This window comes from Bacillus sp. FSL K6-1284, assembly GCF_038002625.1.
GTDB lineage: Bacteria > Bacillota > Bacilli > Bacillales > Bacillaceae > Bacillus > Bacillus paralicheniformis.
This window is the reverse complement of the sequence record NZ_JBBOCW010000001.1, coordinates 1,987,856-2,004,970: the sequence shown is the minus strand read 5'-3', so window position 1 is coordinate 2,004,970 and position 17,115 is coordinate 1,987,856. Positions and strand designations below refer to the sequence as shown.

At 46.4% G+C, this 17,115-nt stretch carries 23 protein-coding genes; 7 read left to right on the top strand and 16 right to left on the bottom strand.

The window, feature by feature from the left end; all coding sequences use genetic code 11:
• Positions 1-46 precede the first annotated feature (46 nt).
• Positions 47-808 carry an N-acetylmuramoyl-L-alanine amidase gene (locus MHB72_RS10415; protein ID WP_079289117.1) on the top strand — a complete coding sequence of 254 codons (762 nt, stop codon included), beginning with the start codon at positions 47-49 and terminating at the stop codon, positions 806-808.
• Positions 809-862: 54 nt separating this feature from the next.
• Here MHB72_RS10415 and MHB72_RS10410 read toward each other — a convergent pair whose 3' ends face one another.
• The 4 genes from MHB72_RS10410 to sufU form a co-directional block, all read right to left on the bottom strand.
• Entirely contained in the window at positions 863-1,837 is a 975-nt protein-coding gene (locus MHB72_RS10410) for a DMT family transporter (RefSeq protein WP_020451510.1), read from the bottom strand.
• A gap of 7 nt (positions 1,838-1,844) precedes the next feature.
• A complete protein-coding gene (locus MHB72_RS10405) occupies positions 1,845-2,510 on the bottom strand; it encodes a GntR family transcriptional regulator (protein WP_026579697.1) in 666 nt (221 codons plus the stop codon).
• A gap of 44 nt (positions 2,511-2,554) precedes the next feature.
• Complete coding sequence (locus MHB72_RS10400) at positions 2,555-3,019, bottom strand: Fur family transcriptional regulator (protein WP_026579698.1); 465 nt, start codon at positions 3,017-3,019, stop codon at positions 2,555-2,557.
• Between the two features lie 94 nt (positions 3,020-3,113).
• Positions 3,114-3,545 (bottom strand): Fe-S cluster assembly sulfur transfer protein SufU, encoded by a 432-nt coding sequence (gene sufU / locus MHB72_RS10395; protein ID WP_216920627.1) that lies wholly within the window; start codon positions 3,543-3,545, stop codon positions 3,114-3,116.
• A 127-nt stretch (positions 3,546-3,672) separates the two neighbouring features.
• Here sufU and MHB72_RS10390 point away from each other — a divergent pair, with 127 nt between their 5' ends.
• On the top strand, positions 3,673-4,545 hold the full coding sequence (locus MHB72_RS10390; RefSeq protein WP_254122137.1) for an MBL fold metallo-hydrolase: 873 nt from the start codon (positions 3,673-3,675) through the stop codon (positions 4,543-4,545).
• 18 nt (positions 4,546-4,563) lie between these two features.
• Here the strand turns inward: MHB72_RS10390 and MHB72_RS10385 are convergent, their stop codons facing one another.
• From MHB72_RS10385 to MHB72_RS10350, 8 genes are all read right to left on the bottom strand, one after another.
• The gene (locus MHB72_RS10385; protein WP_216920625.1) at positions 4,564-5,181 is read right to left on the bottom strand and encodes a hypothetical protein; all 618 of its coding nucleotides are present in this window, start codon (positions 5,179-5,181) and stop codon (positions 4,564-4,566) included.
• A 117-nt stretch (positions 5,182-5,298) separates the two neighbouring features.
• Entirely contained in the window at positions 5,299-6,276 is a 978-nt protein-coding gene (nrdF, locus tag MHB72_RS10380) for a class 1b ribonucleoside-diphosphate reductase subunit beta (RefSeq protein ID WP_020451505.1), read from the bottom strand.
• Positions 6,277-6,296: 20 nt separating this feature from the next.
• Complete coding sequence (gene nrdE / locus MHB72_RS10375; RefSeq protein WP_020451504.1) at positions 6,297-8,399, bottom strand: class 1b ribonucleoside-diphosphate reductase subunit alpha; 2,103 nt, start codon at positions 8,397-8,399, stop codon at positions 6,297-6,299.
• The gene (gene nrdI, locus MHB72_RS10370; RefSeq protein WP_020451503.1) at positions 8,356-8,751 is read right to left on the bottom strand and encodes a class Ib ribonucleoside-diphosphate reductase assembly flavoprotein NrdI; all 396 of its coding nucleotides are present in this window, start codon (positions 8,749-8,751) and stop codon (positions 8,356-8,358) included. Before nrdI ends, nrdE begins: the two co-directional genes overlap by 44 nt.
• Before the next feature lie 250 nt (positions 8,752-9,001).
• Positions 9,002-9,214 carry a hypothetical protein gene (locus tag MHB72_RS10365; RefSeq protein ID WP_020451502.1) on the bottom strand — a complete coding sequence of 71 codons (213 nt, stop codon included), beginning with the start codon at positions 9,212-9,214 and terminating at the stop codon, positions 9,002-9,004.
• A gap of 313 nt (positions 9,215-9,527) precedes the next feature.
• A complete protein-coding gene (gene hfq, locus MHB72_RS10360; RefSeq protein WP_020451500.1) occupies positions 9,528-9,749 on the bottom strand; it encodes an RNA chaperone Hfq in 222 nt (73 codons plus the stop codon).
• A gap of 41 nt (positions 9,750-9,790) precedes the next feature.
• Positions 9,791-10,735, bottom strand: coding sequence for a tRNA (adenosine(37)-N6)-dimethylallyltransferase MiaA (gene miaA, locus MHB72_RS10355; RefSeq protein WP_216920623.1), 945 nt, complete (start codon positions 10,733-10,735; stop codon positions 9,791-9,793).
• A 101-nt stretch (positions 10,736-10,836) separates the two neighbouring features.
• Positions 10,837-11,238, bottom strand: a complete 402-nt coding sequence (locus MHB72_RS10350) for a YmaF family protein (protein WP_216920621.1) — start codon at positions 11,236-11,238, stop codon at positions 10,837-10,839.
• Between the two features lie 124 nt (positions 11,239-11,362).
• Here MHB72_RS10350 and MHB72_RS10345 point away from each other — a divergent pair, with 124 nt between their 5' ends.
• The 3 genes from MHB72_RS10345 (at position 11,363) to erbB (ending at position 12,669) form a co-directional block, all read left to right on the top strand.
• Positions 11,363-11,584 carry a hypothetical protein gene (locus tag MHB72_RS10345; RefSeq protein ID WP_020451497.1) on the top strand — a complete coding sequence of 74 codons (222 nt, stop codon included), beginning with the start codon at positions 11,363-11,365 and terminating at the stop codon, positions 11,582-11,584.
• Between the two features lie 394 nt (positions 11,585-11,978).
• Positions 11,979-12,296: an SMR family multidrug efflux transporter EbrA gene (gene erbA / locus MHB72_RS10340; RefSeq protein ID WP_023857655.1), complete on the top strand. Its 318-nt coding sequence runs from the start codon at positions 11,979-11,981 to the stop codon at positions 12,294-12,296.
• Between the two features lie 13 nt (positions 12,297-12,309).
• Positions 12,310-12,669, top strand: coding sequence for an SMR family multidrug efflux transporter EbrB (gene erbB / locus MHB72_RS10335; RefSeq protein WP_023857656.1), 360 nt, complete (start codon positions 12,310-12,312; stop codon positions 12,667-12,669).
• Here the strand turns inward: erbB and MHB72_RS10330 are convergent.
• A complete protein-coding gene (locus MHB72_RS10330) occupies positions 12,666-13,121 on the bottom strand; it encodes an OsmC family protein (protein ID WP_216920619.1) in 456 nt (151 codons plus the stop codon). The genes erbB and MHB72_RS10330 overlap by 4 nt on opposite strands.
• A 165-nt stretch (positions 13,122-13,286) precedes the next feature.
• On the opposite strand from MHB72_RS10330, the gene MHB72_RS10325 reads away from it, so the two are divergent.
• Positions 13,287-13,592, top strand: a complete 306-nt coding sequence (locus MHB72_RS10325) for a hypothetical protein (RefSeq protein WP_079289120.1) — start codon at positions 13,287-13,289, stop codon at positions 13,590-13,592.
• A gap of 54 nt (positions 13,593-13,646) precedes the next feature.
• On the opposite strand, the gene MHB72_RS10320 is transcribed toward MHB72_RS10325, so the two are convergent.
• The 3 genes from MHB72_RS10320 to MHB72_RS10310 all read right to left on the bottom strand — a co-directional run bounded on the left by MHB72_RS10320 (position 13,647) and on the right by MHB72_RS10310 (position 15,607).
• A complete protein-coding gene (locus tag MHB72_RS10320; protein WP_188016680.1) occupies positions 13,647-14,498 on the bottom strand; it encodes an NmrA family NAD(P)-binding protein in 852 nt (283 codons plus the stop codon).
• A 17-nt stretch (positions 14,499-14,515) separates the two neighbouring features.
• Positions 14,516-14,932, bottom strand: a complete 417-nt coding sequence (locus MHB72_RS10315) for a nuclear transport factor 2 family protein (RefSeq protein WP_020451491.1) — start codon at positions 14,930-14,932, stop codon at positions 14,516-14,518.
• Between the two features lie 90 nt (positions 14,933-15,022).
• Positions 15,023-15,607: a TetR/AcrR family transcriptional regulator gene (locus MHB72_RS10310; RefSeq protein WP_080131388.1), complete on the bottom strand. Its 585-nt coding sequence runs from the start codon at positions 15,605-15,607 to the stop codon at positions 15,023-15,025.
• A gap of 181 nt (positions 15,608-15,788) precedes the next feature.
• Here MHB72_RS10310 and MHB72_RS10305 point away from each other — a divergent pair, with 181 nt between their 5' ends.
• Positions 15,789-17,048, top strand: a complete 1,260-nt coding sequence (locus MHB72_RS10305; protein ID WP_216920617.1) for a glycosyl hydrolase family 18 protein — start codon at positions 15,789-15,791, stop codon at positions 17,046-17,048.
• Positions 17,049-17,115 lie beyond the last annotated feature (67 nt).

The window sequence follows — 17,115 nt, the reverse complement described above, 5'->3', positions numbered from 1 at the left end:
CCTTCATGTCCATCTGTTCATAGACTGTCTATTGAGGTGATGTCTTGTGGTAAAAATTTTTATCGATCCCGGCCATGGCGGGACTGATACAGGTGCTTCAGCTAATGGTTTGCAAGAAAAACAGTTAACATTGCAAACCGCCTTGGCTTTAAGAAACATGCTGCTGAATGAATATCAAAATGTTTCAGTCCTGTTGAGCAGGACAAGCGACCAAACCGTCAGTCTGACGCAACGCACGAACGCCGCGAACAGCTGGGGAGCGGACTACTTTCTATCGATTCACATGAATGCCGGGGGCGGGACAGGTTTCGAGGATTACATTTATCCCGGCGTCGGCGCACCTACCACCACCTATCGGGATATCATGCATGAAGAGATTTTAAAAGTTGTCGATTTCAGGGATCGCGGCAAGAAAACGGCCAATTTTCATGTTCTTAGAGAAACAGCCATGCCCGCACTCCTTACGGAAAATGGCTTTGTAGACAATACAAACGACGCCGAGAAACTGAAGTCTTCCGCGTTTATTCAATCCATTGCCAGAGGCCACGCCAACGGACTCGCAAGGGCATTTAACCTTTCCAAAAACGCAGCAGCTCTCTATAAAGTGCAGATCGGCGCTTTCAGGACCAAAGCCAATGCCGATTCGCTTGCCGCTCAAGCGGAAGCGAAAGGGTTTGATGCCCTTGTGATTTACAGGGACAGCCTTTACAAAGTGCAAATTGGCGCTTTTTCTTCCAAAGAAAATGCCGAAGCGCTCGTTCAGCAAGCCAAAAACGCCGGATTTGACGCTTTCATTTACCAGGAATAGGGACAATCATCAAGAAAAGCCCGCGATCTGTCTCGTATAGATCGCAGGCTTTTTTTATGCTTTTGCAGCTTTACTTTGAATCGCCGGCTTTTGCGTTTGATTCGATGCATGGCTGTTCAACACCATTCCGATAATCACAAGTGCCATGCCGCTCCATGAGATGGCACCAGGAAGCGGACTTGAAAGAAGCAAAATTTCACCAGCGGCAGCAAACAGCACTTCAAACGATTGTGTGGCCTCGACAGCCCCTAATTTTCGCATATCCCCTTTTACAAGATCGGTTGCGGCAAAGAACAGCACAGTTGCGCATATTCCGGAAAAGACAGCCACCAAACCTGACTGAATGACTTGTCCCCGGCTGGGCGCACCCGCCGATGCCAGCCCGTACAGTGAGAGGATCAGCCAAAACGGAAGGCTTGCCAACGTCATCCCCAATACCCGCTGATAAGCATCAAGGCGCCCGGCGCATGCTTCCATCATTTTTCTGTTCCCAAGCGGATATGCAAATGAAGCCAACATAACCGGCACGACGCACAGCAGCATCTCATGCAAAGAAAGCTGTGCCGCATGCTCAGCCTGCATCAGCGCCACCCCGATTAAAATGATCAACGACATCGCCAGCCCTTTATAGGGAATTTTGCCCCTCATCTGTACGGGACCTGTTTTTGTTTGGATGGTTTCGTAAAAAAGCGGCGCCAAAAGGGAGCCGGAAATAATCGTGATTTGCCATGTTCCTGCAATCAGCCAGCCCGGCCCGTAAGCCGCCGCAAAACAGAGCGGCGCATAAAAGAGGCCGAAGCCGACGATGCTCCATCTCAGCCAAATGCCCGGTGCTTTTTTGATTTCCTGAAAAAGTTCTTTTACGTTCCCCCTCAGCCAAACAATGACAAATAAAAGAGGCGCCATAAAGATAAATCTTAGCGATGCGCTCCAGATCCAGCTTCCCCCTTCAAGCTCCATCGCCCTGTTTAAAACGAATGTAAAAGCAAAAAAGAAGGCTGCAAAAACGCCCAGTATAATCGGCCTCACAATCCCCTCACTCCTTTTCCTGATGTCCGGCCAATCGGTCTCCGAGACTGAGCCAGTTTTCCTCGGCAAGCTTGATGGCCGCATTCCGATCCCCCTGTCTGCAGGCATCGATGATGTTCTGATGCTGTTCGACAGATTTCAAGCTGCCGATCGAGGAAAACTGCGACATCTCAAGGCGGTAAATTTTTGAAGAAATTCTCTCCAATGCCCGGGTAATTTCCGGGTTTTTTGATGCTTGTAAAAACACCTCATGAAAAGCAGCATCCGATTCGATTGCTTCGATAATGTCTTCTTTTTGAATCGCTTGCTGCAACGTTTGATTATGCGCCTCCAGTTGATCAAGGTCTGAATCCGTTAAAAAAGGAAACGACAGCTTGACAGCCAGCGCATGCAGTGCTGCAGTGACTGTAAAAGCATGTTCAGCTTCCTCGCGATTTAACGGTGCTACACGTGTTGCTGAACCCGGAACAGTTTCAACAAGTCCTTCATCTTCCAGGCGTTTGAGCGCCTCCCTGACAGGTGTGCGGCTGATGCCAAACTGCTCTGCAAGCTCCTGATCATGCAAGCGCTCCCCCGGCTTTAGTTCCAAATGTACGATGGTGCGCTTCAGCGTTTGATACACTTCTTCCCGAAGCGAAATTCGTTTGATTCGTTTAATGTTATTTTTCATCATAAAACCAATATATCGGATTTTGGTTTTATGCACAACCAAATTTTTTATCTAACCCCTTTCTCTTTAGCGGCGTATTTTCTTTTCGCCTGGCAATCTTTGCAGATGCCGTACAGTTCCAATCGGTGATGTGTCACTTTAAATCCGGTCAGCCGTGCCGCAATGTCTTTTACTTTCTCCAGTTGCGGACAATGAAAATCGACGATTTTCCCGCATACTTCGCATATGACATGATCATGTTCCTCTAGAGCCAGATCAAAACGAAGCGGATCGGTAAACCCCATTTCTTTTATAAGGCCCTCTTGTTTAAAATAGCGGATGGTGTTGTATATCGTCGCTGTACTGACGGCAGGATATATCTCCCTCAATGATTGTTGAATTTCAGCTATTGTAGGGTGGTTCCTGTTGGCTAAAAAATAATGGTAGATGGCCAGCCGCTGCGGCGTCATTCGAATGCCTTTCCGTTTAAGCTGCGCCATCGCTTCCTGCTTTACATTCGTTTCGTTTTCCATACCTCTTTCGTCACTGCCCCTTTTTTCCCTTGAATCTTCCGATATTCTTTGCCTGGCTGCCTTAGAAACGGAGTGCTTTAGATGTGATGTTCATTTAATAAACGTTCTCCTTGATCCGATCGAGCGCCTGCCAAGGCATCAGGGCACAGTTATGACGGGCCCGCAACGGATGGACGCCAATCAGGGAAACGGCATCTCCCAGCAGATCCTCTTCCGTCTCTTCTCCTTTTCTGATCATATTTTCCATCGCTTCACGCATTAACCCGGCTTCTTTTAACGTCTTTCCTTTTATCAGTTCAGTCATGATTGATGAGGAAGCCATGCTGATGCTGCACCCATCTCCGATAAAAGCTGCGTCTTCGATCTTTTCATTTTTAATGTCGATAAACAAAGTCATCACATCACCGCATGTTGGATTTTTGTAATGGACGTAATACACGCCGTGTTTATCGATTTTTCGAAAATTTCGCCTGTATCTTGCATGATCCATAATGACGGACCGATACAGCTCTTCCAGTTTCGGCATGAAATGATGCTCCTTCCCTTTTAAACAGTTTATTTTGGTTGAAAGAACAAACGGATTTAGTTATACTTCCGTCATTAAATCGTAATTATTACGATTTAATAATAACCGATCAAGAAGCTCACCGCAAATGAAAAGACACAATGAAACTGCCTCTTCTAATAAAGAGACAGATCCAAACGCAAAGGGGGAAGGGTTTATTATGAAGGAGCCAGACCGCATTCAACTCGATTCTTTTCACATGACAATTTTATCTGATGGAGCATTTCGAGTTTCAAGGGATTTCTTTTTGGCGGGAGGAGACCCCCATGAAGCAGAACATTATCCTGAAGAATTTGAAGTAGCGCTGAACTTTATTTGCCTGGAAACGAACGAAAAACGGATACTGATTGATACGGGATTTGGCGAAACAGGCGGACAAGAAAGCGGGCACTTGATTCATCACCTGACACAGGCGGGAATTAAGCCTGACTCCATAGACTATGTCATTTTGTCACACAGTCATTTAGATCATACGGGAGGTCTTCTGAATAACGGGAAACCCGCTTTTCCAAACGCTGTTCATCTGATCAGTGAAGCAGAATGGCTGTACGCAAAACAAACGCCTGCCTCTGAACAGTTTCGCATTCTCTCCACTGTCCGGCAGCTTCTGAAGCTGCTGACAGAAGATACCGAACTGCTTCCCGGACTGAAGCTGATCCATACGCCTGGACATACACCTGGACACTTGACTATTGAATTACAGACAAAAGACGGGGTCTGTCAGATCATCAATGACGTATTTCACATTCCCGAAAGCATTTCCAATCCAAAGCTGCGGGTTTCGCTTAAGCATGACCCTAAAGAGGGAGAAAAGACAAGAAGACTGCTGGCCCGGCAGGCTTATAACGGACAGGTCCTGCTCCACGGGTGTCATTTCCCCTACCCTGGTTTCGGGTTAATCGAAAAGCAGGGCTCACTTTTTCAATGGAAACCGGTCCAATACGAAAAGAAAACTCGCTGAATCAGCGAGTTTTCCAATTTAAACTAAGATATCAACGACAAACTGTGACCAAGATTCAAGTCTGTTATAGATGCTTTTATCTTTCAGATCACTGGCTTTCATCCACCGGCCGGCAATCTGCTCCTTTTCTTTAACTTCAACGTGTGCGCCCGGTTTTAACTCAAGCGCTGAAAGGATTCCGATATGTACTTTTCCGACGCTGTTTTCATCATCATTAATCAGTCCGAGCGTCACCATTTTTTCTTTATCTGATTCCTCAATCAGAAGCTCTTCATCAAGTTCACGGTCTGTGTTTAACTTCAGAATACCGGAAAAATCAAGCCCTTCGGCAAAGTTCATGTGGCCGCCGAAGCCGAGTGACAGCTTGTTGTGAAGCCGCGCTTCCCCTCCGCCTTCGAGCCGCTCGTATACAAATATTTCGTCGTCTCTTTTGATGACAACATAAGGGATCGGCTGTTTAAACGCAGGATCTTCTTCGGCGTCTCCCCTTCTCATTTCACTGAAGTGCTGTTCAATATGCGCCATGATCTTCCCAACCTTCTCACCGTCGCTGTTGACGCCTTGGAAGGTCAGCGTTTCATTTGCAAATACGTTTTCCCGCGGGACCACGAGAATGATTTCATCCATTTTTCCCATTGTATCCGTTTCCTCCTCAAAGTGAAAAGAGCAGATTCGTTCTGCTCTCATTTTGCCGTGTATCTATAACTGAAAGGCGGGGCTTGGGCGCGGATGCGCCCTTTTAGCCCGGCCGGCTTACTTATCGTCAAAGTAAAAATCGTCGTCTCTTATCGGTTCAACTGTTGCTTTTTTGTAGCCGTTTCCTTTCATTGAGAAGAAGTCGTGTGACTTCGTTTTCGTATTCAACCCGTTCAACACGATCGGATTGATCTCTTCTTCTTCAAAATAAGCTTCAAAGCCAAGGTTCATCAGCGCTTTGTTGGCATTATAGCGGATGAACTTCTTCACGTCGTGTGAAAGGCCGACCTGGTCGTACAGATCTTCTGTATATTCAAGCTCATTTTCATAAAGCTCTTTCAATAGATCAATGGCAAACGCGTACAGCTCTTCTTTTTTCTCAGGTGTCTGCTGATTGTAAATCTCCTGAGCGAGCAGGCCGACATAGACGCCGTGAATCGCTTCGTCCCGCAAGATCAGGTTGATGATTTCGCCGCTTTGCATCAGCTTGCCCTGTCCGTAAAAATAAAGCGGGTAGTAGAAGCCGCTGTAGAACAGGAAGCTTTCTAAATAAACAGATGCGACCATCGCTTTAAACAGCGAAATTTTATCGCCCTGGCGGATTTTCTCATAGAGTCCGACAATGACCTGAGCTTTTTTCTGCAAATATTTGTTTTGTTTAACCCATTCAAAGACTTCGTTGATCGTCTCTGTCGGGGCAAGCGTCATGAAAATGTTTGAATAGGACTTGGCGTGAACCGCGTTTTCCATCATCGCCATGAAGTTCAGCACCGCTTTGCGCTGATGCCCTTCCACATGCTCAGCGACAAGGGGCATTCCCGTGTTCCCCTGCTCTGTATCGAGAAGCGTCAGCCCCGCGAGCACCTTCATGTATGTGTCCTGTTCATTTTTACCCAAGTACTTCCATGTCAGAAGGTCTCCATTAAGCGCAATCTCTTCCGGAAGCCAAAATTGCTTCACATTTTGGTTGTAAAACATTTGGGTAAAATCATCTTCATGCTTTGACCAGTTTGCTGCATCATAAATTTTCGTCACTTTCGCATACTCTCCTTTAATCAAACGACACAAGAAAGGCAGCCTTCTTGCCCTGTATCCTTCGTTCTTGCATAGTAAAGTGTTTTGATTCCTTTATGGTGGGCATAAAGATCGATCCGGTTCAGATCGCGTGTCGTCATTGTATCTTTCAGGAACAATGTAAAGCTTATGCCTTGGTCAACGTGCTGCTGAATCGTCGAGATCATGTCGACAACTCTGAACATGTCCATATCATACGCTTCTTTATAGTAGAACCAGTTGCTCGGCGCAAGTCCAGGCATCGGATAGTACGTCTTGGAGTTGCCGTAGGTTCTTTCTTCAATCCGCTCCATGATCGGCATGACTGATGCCGTGCTTGACTGTACATATGAAATGGACCCGGTCGGTGCGATGCACAGTCTGTAGCTGTGATACAATCCGTGTTCTTTGACAAACTGTTTCAGCTGTTCCCAGTCTTCTTTTGTCGGGATGTGCATGCCTTCAAAAAGCTTGGCCACTTTTTCGAATTTAGGCGAGAAATCTTGTGTAACATACTTTTCGAAGTATTCACCCGTTGCGTAAGCCGAACCTTCGTAGTTATGGTACGTCTCACCTTTTTCTTTGGCGATTTCGGCAGACCGTTCAATCGAGTAAAAGTTCATCATCATAAAGAAAGTGTTCGCGAAGTCCCTCGCTTCCTCACTTTCGTAGGCGATATTGTTCTGTGCCAGGAATCCGTGCAGGTTCATCGCTCCAAGGCCGATGGATTTCATCGCTTTGTTCGCTTTTTTGACCGCCGGTGCGTTCGTAATGTTCGTCGTTTCAGAAACGTGCGTCAGCGAATCGGTTGCAAGCTTAACCGTCTGCTCAAGCGATTTGTTTTTCATGACGTTCAATATGTTCAATGAACCAAGGTTGCAGGAGATGTCAAGGCCGATCTCATCTTCTTGACCGTAGTCTGTGTATGAAGAAACCTGTGAAGCCTGAAGAACCTCTGAGCAAAGGTTGGAAAATTTAACCTTGGAAATATGATTGTTCGCATGCGCGTTGTTGACATTGTCCTGGAACATAATGTACGGATATCCTGATTCCGATCTTAACATCGCAAGCTTTTCGAGCATCTTGCGCGGGTGGATTTTTTCTTTTTTGACGCGCGGATCTTCCACAAGCCGGTCGTACATCTCGTTCATGTCCATTTCATCGAGGTGCTCGCCGTACGCTTTATAAACGGTGTGCGGATAGAATACGTATGCCGCTTTATCCTCTCTTGCAAGCTCGATGAATTTATCTGGAATGACGACTCCGATGGACAATGTTTTCACCCGGACATCCTCATCAGCCGAAATCTTCTTCGTATCGAGGAAATCGTTGATGTCGCGGTGGAAAATGTTTAAGTATGCAGCCCCTGAGCCTTGTCTTTGTCCCATCTGATCAGCGTAACGGAATGCGTTGTCAAGAAGCTTCATCACGCCGACGACGCCTTTTGTCGCGTTTTCGACGTCTTTGATCGCTTCGCCTTTCGCACGCAGTTTTGAAAGGTTCAACGATACGCCTCCGCCTAGCTTTGACAGCTGCATTGAAATATCAATCGCTCTCGAGATGTCGTTCAAGGAATCATTGACTTCCAAGAGGAAGCAGCTGACCAGCTCTCCGCGGCGCTTGCGGCCGGCATTTAAGAACGTCGGCGTGCTTGGCTGATACTCCTGGTTGATCATCATTCTGACGAATTCCTTCGCCTTCTCCTTATCCCCGTTTGCAAAAAATAAAGCTACGATAGAGATTCTGTCTTCATAGCGTTCAAGAATTTTTTTCTTGTCGTTTGTCTTCAGCGCATAGTCATTGTAAAACTTAAAAGCGCTCATAAAGGACGGGAATCTGAATTTTTTAGCGTAAGCCTCTTTGAACACTTCCTTGATTTCTTCGAACGTGTAGCGGCTTAAAAACTCTTCTTCATAGTAGTCATTCTTGATTAAGTAATCGATTTTCTCTTTCAGATCATGGAAAAATACCGTATTTTGGTTGATATAGTCTACAAAATAACTATGTACAGCTTCTTTATCTTTATCAAACTGGAATTTCCCGTCTTTTTGGATCATGATCTCATTGTTTAACTGGATCCATTTTGGCACTTGATTTTGTGACAATTCTTTCTACCTCCTGAGTAAACAGTTCAACGTCTTTGGCCGTCCCGCTGAGCTCAAATTTGCCGAGAATCGGAACCTGATACTGCTTCGAGATTTTTTCTGCGCTTTTCGCAAAATTGTCTCCCCACACTCTGTTTCCGCTTGCCGCAACTCCCAAAAGAAGATGGGCGTTTTTCTCAAGAAACATCTCAGTCGTTTTCGGAACTTCCCCAAACCCTGTCGTGTACGTGATCAAAACAAACGGTTCGTCTAGATACTCCTCTGTGCTGACTTTCCGTTTATTGCGAAAAGGCGTCTTATCCACAAAGCGCTGAACGTTTCCCGTTTTTGAATCAAATACGATCTGAATCATCATTATCACGACCTAGTAAAATTGTTTCCGAGTCTTTCAACTCGAACCTTACACAATATATAGTATACTATCATTCAAGAAAACACAATATATTGTGCTCAGGTTGATGAAAGTTCACAATTTGCTTCAGCTTAGGAGGCCTAAGGCCAAAGAAATATGAGTAGAATGAGAGCCGTTCGCTCATCCTACTCACAAACCGAAATCTATCATAACACGAAAAAAATTGAGTTAGTAGACTAGACTTTTTCGCTTATTTTTTGTAAGTGTCACAGCACTTGTTCTCGCATACCTCTTTAATATCGGCTTCGATGCCGAGTTCCTTAAGAACCGACTGAACAGCCGTCATGATCGACGCTTCCCTGACAAGTTCTTTTCCGTTGACGAGAATACTTGTGCCGTATTCATAGCAGGAATCATCTTCACACGTCTCTTCCCAATGGTTGATGACGATCTTAGGTTTCATTGTTCGCTCATTCCTTTTCATTTTCAAACTGAATTGATGTAAACACTACTTAGTTTAGCGATTAGATGCCGCTTTGTAAATTTGAATGCCTCGGTCTTTCACAGGACGTGATGACGGCGGCGTTTTAGACAGGATGTCCGGCAATTGGCCGCCGTTCCTTTTATTCCCAGACTCCTGCTCGGACCGGCAACGGCCGCAGTTGATTGTAAAGTCGCCTCGAAAACGACAAAATCCCAAAACAGTAAACTGTTTCAGGATTTTGTCAGGCAATCTGAAAAGACCATGCCAGGCATGGTCTTTTAGCCGTAAATCGCTATTCGAGTTCGAGTTGAACGTTTTTTTGCGGTGCAAATGTGGAAATGGCATGTTTGTATATAAGCTGCTGCTTTCCTTCCGATTCAATCAACACTGTAAAGTTGTCAAATCCTTTTACTTGTCCGCGCAGCTGAAATCCATTCAGTAAAAAGACCGTGACAAATGTACTTTCTTTCCGAATCTGATTCAAAAACTGATCTTGAATATTTATCGATTTCATGTTTCTGGTCCTCCTTGTTTCTCTATACCATACTGTTTCGATTAAAGTTCGAGCTTTCCTGCTATGTAAGTGAAAATTTCCTGTTTTTTCTGCTCGATATTGACAGGGGGCGTCATGTCATACCAGGCGACATCCATTTGATTTCTGAACCATGTCAGCTGTCTTTTGGCGTAGCGTCTCGAATTCCGCTTCAACGTCTCAACCGCCTCTTCCAAGGACGCTCTGCCTTCAAGGTACGCATAAAGCTCTTTGTACCCGATGGCCTGAACAGACTGGCAATTTCTTATGTTTTCATCATAAAGCTGTTTCACTTCATTCAGCAGCCCCTCATCCATCATCTGGTCTACGCGGCTGTTGATCCTGTCATACAGCACTTCCCGCTCCATCGTCAAACCGATGAGAGCCGTGGTGTATAAAAGCTCTTTCCGCTGTCCTTCCATATGTTCAGACATCGTTTTTCCTGTCGTATGGAAAATTTCAAGCGCCCTGATGACCCTTCGTTTATTGTTTGGATGAATGGCTTTTGCCGCTTCGGGATCGCGCTCTTTCAATAGACAGTGAACATATTCGGCTCCTCTCTTGTCAGAGAGCGCCTCCATCTCCGCTCGGAACTCAGGGTCGCCCGCTTCCTCTGTGAATGAATAGTCGTAAAGGACAGACTGGATATAGAGCCCTGTCCCCCCCACAATCATCGGAAGCTTCCCTCGCCTGCCAATCTCTGCGATTTTTTGTCTGACGATCTCCTGATATTCAGCAACCGAGAAAGATTCCGTCGGTTCTTTAATATCGATCAAGTGATGCGGAACCCCGTTCATTTCTTCTTCTTTAATTTTTGCTGTGCCGATATCCATTCTTTTGTAAATCTGCATCGAATCTCCGCTGATAATTTCCGCATTCAAATGCTCGGCCAGCATCACGCTTAATTTTGTTTTACCGACAGCGGTCGGTCCGATCAAAACGATGACCGGCGGTTTCGTTTTATTCACTGCTGATCACTCTCTTTAAACAAGCTCCTCCCATTATACCATTTCACGTTCAAAAACACCCATTTCATTTTACCCGTTTTCATTGCTTTCCAAACATTCCCTCACCACCCTATCGGCTCATTCCCCACGATTTCTCTTGTGGAACCTTTAAAAGTATGCCGGTGCCTCTCCTTTATTCCATCGCTTACATACACGACTCCGCCAAATCTGATCGGGGGAGCCGCAGAATATGCCAGATAGGTCGCGCCCCCGATTTCATGATAATGCGTGCCGTCCGCCCGCGGAATCGCGGGCCCCGTAATCGCGTAATACCTGTGATAATGTCCCTTATCGAAAGAAGTGATGCCGGAATAAAAATGAACGTGCCCATCTGTATTGCTCCCGTTTGCCGGCTGGGAAAAGCCTTCAATTAGGTGGTAATGGCCATTGGCAGTCGATGTTCTCGCCCTGTAGGCGTGGGCATGGGGAGGCGCTTTTGACCAATCCGACTGATACAGCGTCATATTTCATTCACTCCTTTTTAAGGGCGGCTTCACTAAAAAATACGACGGGCGCCCAAGCAAAAACGGCTGGGCAGAATACAGTGATGTTAGTCAGGTTTCATTTTATTATTGGAGGGATTTTTTTATGAATCATTTCGAGCATGCTCCTGTATACGGCGACGACAACCAGCGCATCATCGGCAGACCTTTCTTTGGCGGACCTTTTGGGCGCCCGTTTTTCGGCCCGCGTCCGTTTTTCGGTCCGGGCCCCTTCTTCGGAGGTTTTTTGGGCGGACTTACTGCCGGAGCGCTTCTCGGCCCTTGGGGATATCCGTATCCGCCGTATCCTTACTATCCTTTTTTCTGACAGATAAAGGCTCTTCCAGGGGCCTTTTTACATAACTTTTTTCTTGACTTAGAACTTTTGCATCAATTAAGATGGATTTTACCAACCGGTTAGTAATACGGGTTTTTTTTATGTCTAAAAAAGAAGAAATCTTTGAAGCGGCCTCATGACGATTGCGGAATACACCTTTAACACTTTAAGATCGTTTATGGGCTGCGTTTTTTGATATTCGAATGAAAACTAACTTTGTACAAGCGCCCTTGCTGCGGCAGCATGTCTTAAACCGCAGCGTGAGTTGTGTGAAAAGAGCGCTGGCAAATGGTCAAAGTCTTTTGTTTCAATTGGAACTGCTGGCTGACGAAGAGAAAGCTCTCCTTTTGAATCATGGAATAACATTGATAGAGGAGGATTTCATATGATTGCAGGCTACATTTTTCTAATGATCGCCATCTTGTCAGAAGCGGCGGCAGCCGCCATGCTGAAAATATCTGACGGGTTCGCGCGCTGGCGGCCGTCGGTTCTCGTAGTGATCGGCTACGGTCTCGCATTTTACATGATGTCGCTCACATTGCAGGTCATCCCGCTAAGCCTCTCCTATGCGACTTGGAGCGGAGCGGGCACCGTACTGACTGCAATCATCGGCGTCTTGTGGTTTCAAGAAAAGCTGAACCGGCGAAATATCGCCGGCATTATTTGTCTCGTGTCAGGCGTTGTCCTGATCAATCTGTCATAAGGAGGAGAATGTCATGAAAGGCATGATCTTTTTGGCGGCTGCCATTTTGTCCGAAGTATTCGGAAGCACGATGCTGAAGCTGTCAGAAGGCTTTAGCGCCCCCCTGCCCGCGGCCGGTGTCATGATCGGTTTTGCGGCTTCTTTTACGTTTCTGAGCTTTTCATTAAAAACACTGCCTTTATCTGCGGCTTATGCGACTTGGGCCGGCACCGGAACGGCTTTGACAGCTGCGATCGGGTATTTTATATTTCAGGAGCCATTCAATCTCAAAACTCTTATTGGGCTTGTATTGATCATCTGCGGCGTCTTTTTGCTCAATTCAAAGCATGCTGACGCCGCAGACCAAAAAGCTCAGCTCACGATCGAAATCTAATCCGCTTTGGAGACGACAATCTTCGGGTCTAATTCAATGGCGACATTGCCCTGAACCGCCCTTGATATCATACAGGATATCTCCGCCTTTTCAGCCAGTCTTTCGGCAAGTTGGACCTCTTTTTCCGCCGCTTCTTTCGGAAGGCGGATCAGAGGTCTGTGAATGATTTTTTCGTACGTAAACACCCCGCCTGTCACATCGACAACAGCCTCGGATTCCATCGTCAGGCTCTCTTTTTCCAATCCGCTTCTTTCCATCATGGCTGCAAGCGTGATGATATAGCAAGTCGCAGCGGCGCCGAGCAGCATTTCGTCAGGGTTTGTCCCTGCCCCCGGACCGTCCATTTCCTTTGGAATTGAAATTTCTGTTTTTAAATTCCCGCTTTCAATCCTTCCGATGTCGTTACGTTTTCCAGGCCAGTCTGCCTGAAGGTAAAAATGATGTTTAGCCATAAAAAATACCTCCTTTTTTTATCCTGCTTAAAGTCTACCGGTATTTGACCTTTCTGTCTGTTGATTTGCCTAAAAAACCGGTAAACCGTGACAGCCGTCTAACACACGGGGCATGAGCGGAACATAGAATACAACGAAAATCCGCGCAAGAAAGGACGAAAAGAAATGGAGAATGTAGAACATTTACAGCAGACACCGGCTCCCGAACAGCATATGCATATCCCCCCGTATCAGCACGCCGAAGCAGCCGTGCACCACATCAAATGTCCGTTGTTTCCGCACTTGAAACATAAGACGTTGTGCACAGTTGCGCCTTTTGTTCATTACGGTTTAAATGAAGCGCAAACCACTTCCTATCACCACGCCATGGAAGAAGTAGCGGCAATGGCTTATTTAATGGGCATGGGTATGGACCCTCACTTGGCCTACTGTACAGTTGAGTCATGGGAAATCAACGAAACATTCTACTAATTAGACTGAACGGTCAAAAATAATGAGAAAAGACCGTTCAGTCTCAGGAACGAGTTAAAGCAGACGCCAGCGTCCGGCGTGTTCATTGGCGAAATCAGCCAGTGAACGCGGTTTTTTTCCCGTGATGCGTTCTACTGTATCTGTGATGCGGTTTTCTTTGCCATTCTTGATTTTCTCGTCTAGTTCCGACATGAATCCGGCATAATCGGGAGATAATCCTGCTTTTATATACCTTTCCCTCAAAGCGGACACTTCGACATTGACATGCCTGACGTCGCGGCCTGCCGCTCTGCCGATGATTGCCGCGGCTTCAGCATAACTCAAGGCTTCCGGCCCGGTCAAGATATGGCTCGTATTATGCGGCTTTTGATCAAGCAATGCGCGCACAGCCACTTCAGCAATATCGTCTGCATCTATAAACCCGACTTTGCCGCTGCCTGACGCCGTGACGATTTCATTTTTCTTCCGAATCGAAGCGCCATGCTGATGGTCAAAATTCTGCATGAAATATGAAGGCTTTAGCACCGTCCATTCAGGAACATATCGCCTTACCGCGTGATGAAGCTTCCCGAATACGGGTCCGTCTTCATCAATAATGGCAGCGCTGAGCAGAACAATGCGGCGGACGCCGGATGCCGCTGCCATTTCCAAAAACGGCACAACGAGCGGCGACGGTTCGAATACACCGACAGGCGCAACCAAATACAATGAGTTCGTGTTTTTTAATGCGTCTCTGTAAGTTTTTTGATCATTCCAGTCAAAATACACATGTTCCGTTCCGGCCATTGCAGGCATTCTCCGGCTTGCGATCCGGACACCGGCCCCCGAACGTACAAGCCGTTTGGCGATTCGGCTTCCAGTCGTGCCGGTTCCGCCGGTAATCAATATTTTTTTCTCCACTTTTATCACTCCTTGTTACGTCATTAAAAAGTCTGCAGCCGTCCCCCGAACGATTCGATGACAGTCAGAGGATTCCAATAATCTTTGTAGTGGACAATTTTGCCCTCTTTCATGTTTACAAGGCTGATGTACTGTTGGTTATAAGGAAGCCCCGTCTCGCACACCGTGCCTTCACATTCAAATTCGACAGCTGCATAGCCCGTATTTGCCATTTGATGAATAGTGGGCGCTGTGAAGCGGACAATATCGATCTTTTCGGGAAAATCCTTTATATATTCGTAAATCGCCGACTTTCCTTCTAGTTTTTTAGGAAAACCTGGCGGTGCATATGGATGCTCAAACACCGCGTCTTGATCCCAAAGCTGTATCCACTTTTCCATATCCTTTTCGAGCATCGACTGCAAAAATTGTTCCATCACATCGGTTATCGTATGCGCCATTTTCTTTCCCCCATTCTTTTTTTGACCACTTGGTCTAAAATAGTGATAAAAACGAGCGGCAGCCCATCTTCCCTTGACGAAAAAAATTCTTTAATCAAGAACAGACAGGCTGACATCGATCAAATCCTGAAGGGCGTCAAAGTCCCCCGTTAACTTCGCCTGAAACGTGAGCGACAGCCGGGTTTGATTTAAAAAACGGGCAACTGCTGAAAGATCTTGATCTCCCTTCTTTAGTTCCCCCTGTGACTCGGCCCGGACAAGCGCTTTGTAAAAGGCGGTTTCCAGTTGCTTTGTCTGCTTATCAAAGTATTCGGCAACCTCTTGATCACGGGGAATTTGTTCAATTGCACTGTTGATGATATAGCATGCCTTTGAGCGCTCGGGGTCTTTCAGAGCGTTTAAGCTTTCCTGAAAGATCTGCCGAACCGATTGCTTCACTGAGCCGGGGCTTTCAAGCCTGGCGATTACTTGAGCATTTTTATCATCAAGATATCTTGTAAGAGCGGCAATAAACAGATCCCGTTTCGTGCCGAATGTATTGTACAGACTTTGCCTGGCAATTCCCAGGCGGCTGAGCAGCTCTTGCATCGATGCGCCTTCATAGCCGAATTGGCCGAAAACCTCCATTGCTTTATGAAGGACGAGGGCGGTATCGAATTCTTTGCTTCTTCCCAAGCCTTTATCACCTCCTTTATTTGAAGAATACACTTTTTAGATCGATCAGTCAAGAATTATCCGCTTCACGGATCTATTCACCATTCCGATTGAGAAAATCGGCGCATGATCCTTCAGCTCCGGTCATAGACATAGCATAAAACCCCTGTCACATACAGAGGAACAAAAGGAAGTGTGCCCGTTGTTTATTTATACGGTTCAGCCGGGAGATTCATTATTTGTCATCGGTGCCAGGTTCGGAATTTCGATTGACCAGATCCGATTGGCAAACGGGTTGGTCGAAACAAACATTGTCCCCGGACAGGCTCTTTTAATACCGCTTTATACATATACGGTTCAGCAGGGAGACAATTATGATTCGATCGCCCGCCGGACGTTTGTATCCGCCGAAGCATTGCAAAAAGCAAATCCGTCTGTAACGCCTGCCAATATGAGGCCGGGGATGAAAGTGACGATTCCGGAATTGCCGAAAAAACCGATCACCGCTTTAGGATATTACACATTGAGAAACCCCGGCTTAGACCAGGAATTGATTCATAATTTTGCCCCCTACGCCACATATCTGGCATTTTTTGAATACCATATTTCAAGCGACGGATCGTTAAGCGAGCTGAATGATTCACCGGCGGTACAAACGGCCTGGAGGCGGCGCGTTCCTCCCCTCATGACAGTCACCAATCTGACAGAAACAGGCTTTAGTCCGTCTCTTGCGCACCGCGTATTAAATCAGCCTGCCATAAGAAACCGACTCATCGACAATATTGTTCAAACGATTTCCAGAAAAGGATATGCTGGCGTCAATATTGATTTCGAACAGATTGTGGAGGAAGACAGAGATTTATTTTCAGGTTTTCTCCGCCTGTTGAAAGAGCGGCTGAAGCCTTCCGGTTATGTGTTGACGGTTGCCGTTCCGCCGAAAGCAAATGAAAATATCGCCTGGCTGAAAGGGTATGACTATGGCGGAATCGGCGCAGTGAGCGACCTTGTCTTTATCATGGCATACGACTGGCACCACGGAACAAGCGAACCCGGCCCCGTCGCTCCGATCAATGAAGTCCGGCAGACGATTCAATTTGCCCTTCGCCATATTCCAAAAGAAAAAATCATTCTCGGCTTTCCGCTTTACGGCTATAACTGGACGCTGCCCTATCAGCCTGGTACCGTATACCCGGGAATTGCCAACCAAGGCGCCGTTCAGCTCACCATGAAGCACCAGGTACCGATTCAATATGATACAAAGTCTGAGTCCCCTTTTCTCCAATACACAGATGAACAAGGCAGAAGGCACATCATATGGTTTGAAGACGCACGCAGTATTGGAAAAAAACTGCAACTCATCATCGAATACGGACTTGGCGGCGGCGGCGTCTGGCAGCTCACGCTCAGTTTTCCGCAAGGAACCTGGCTCTTGACCAAATTCTTTCGCGTCAGAAAAGCCTGACAGCAACATGTAATTTATTGTAAAATAGCAAATAGAATAATCCCGCTAACGAACCTTGATACTAATG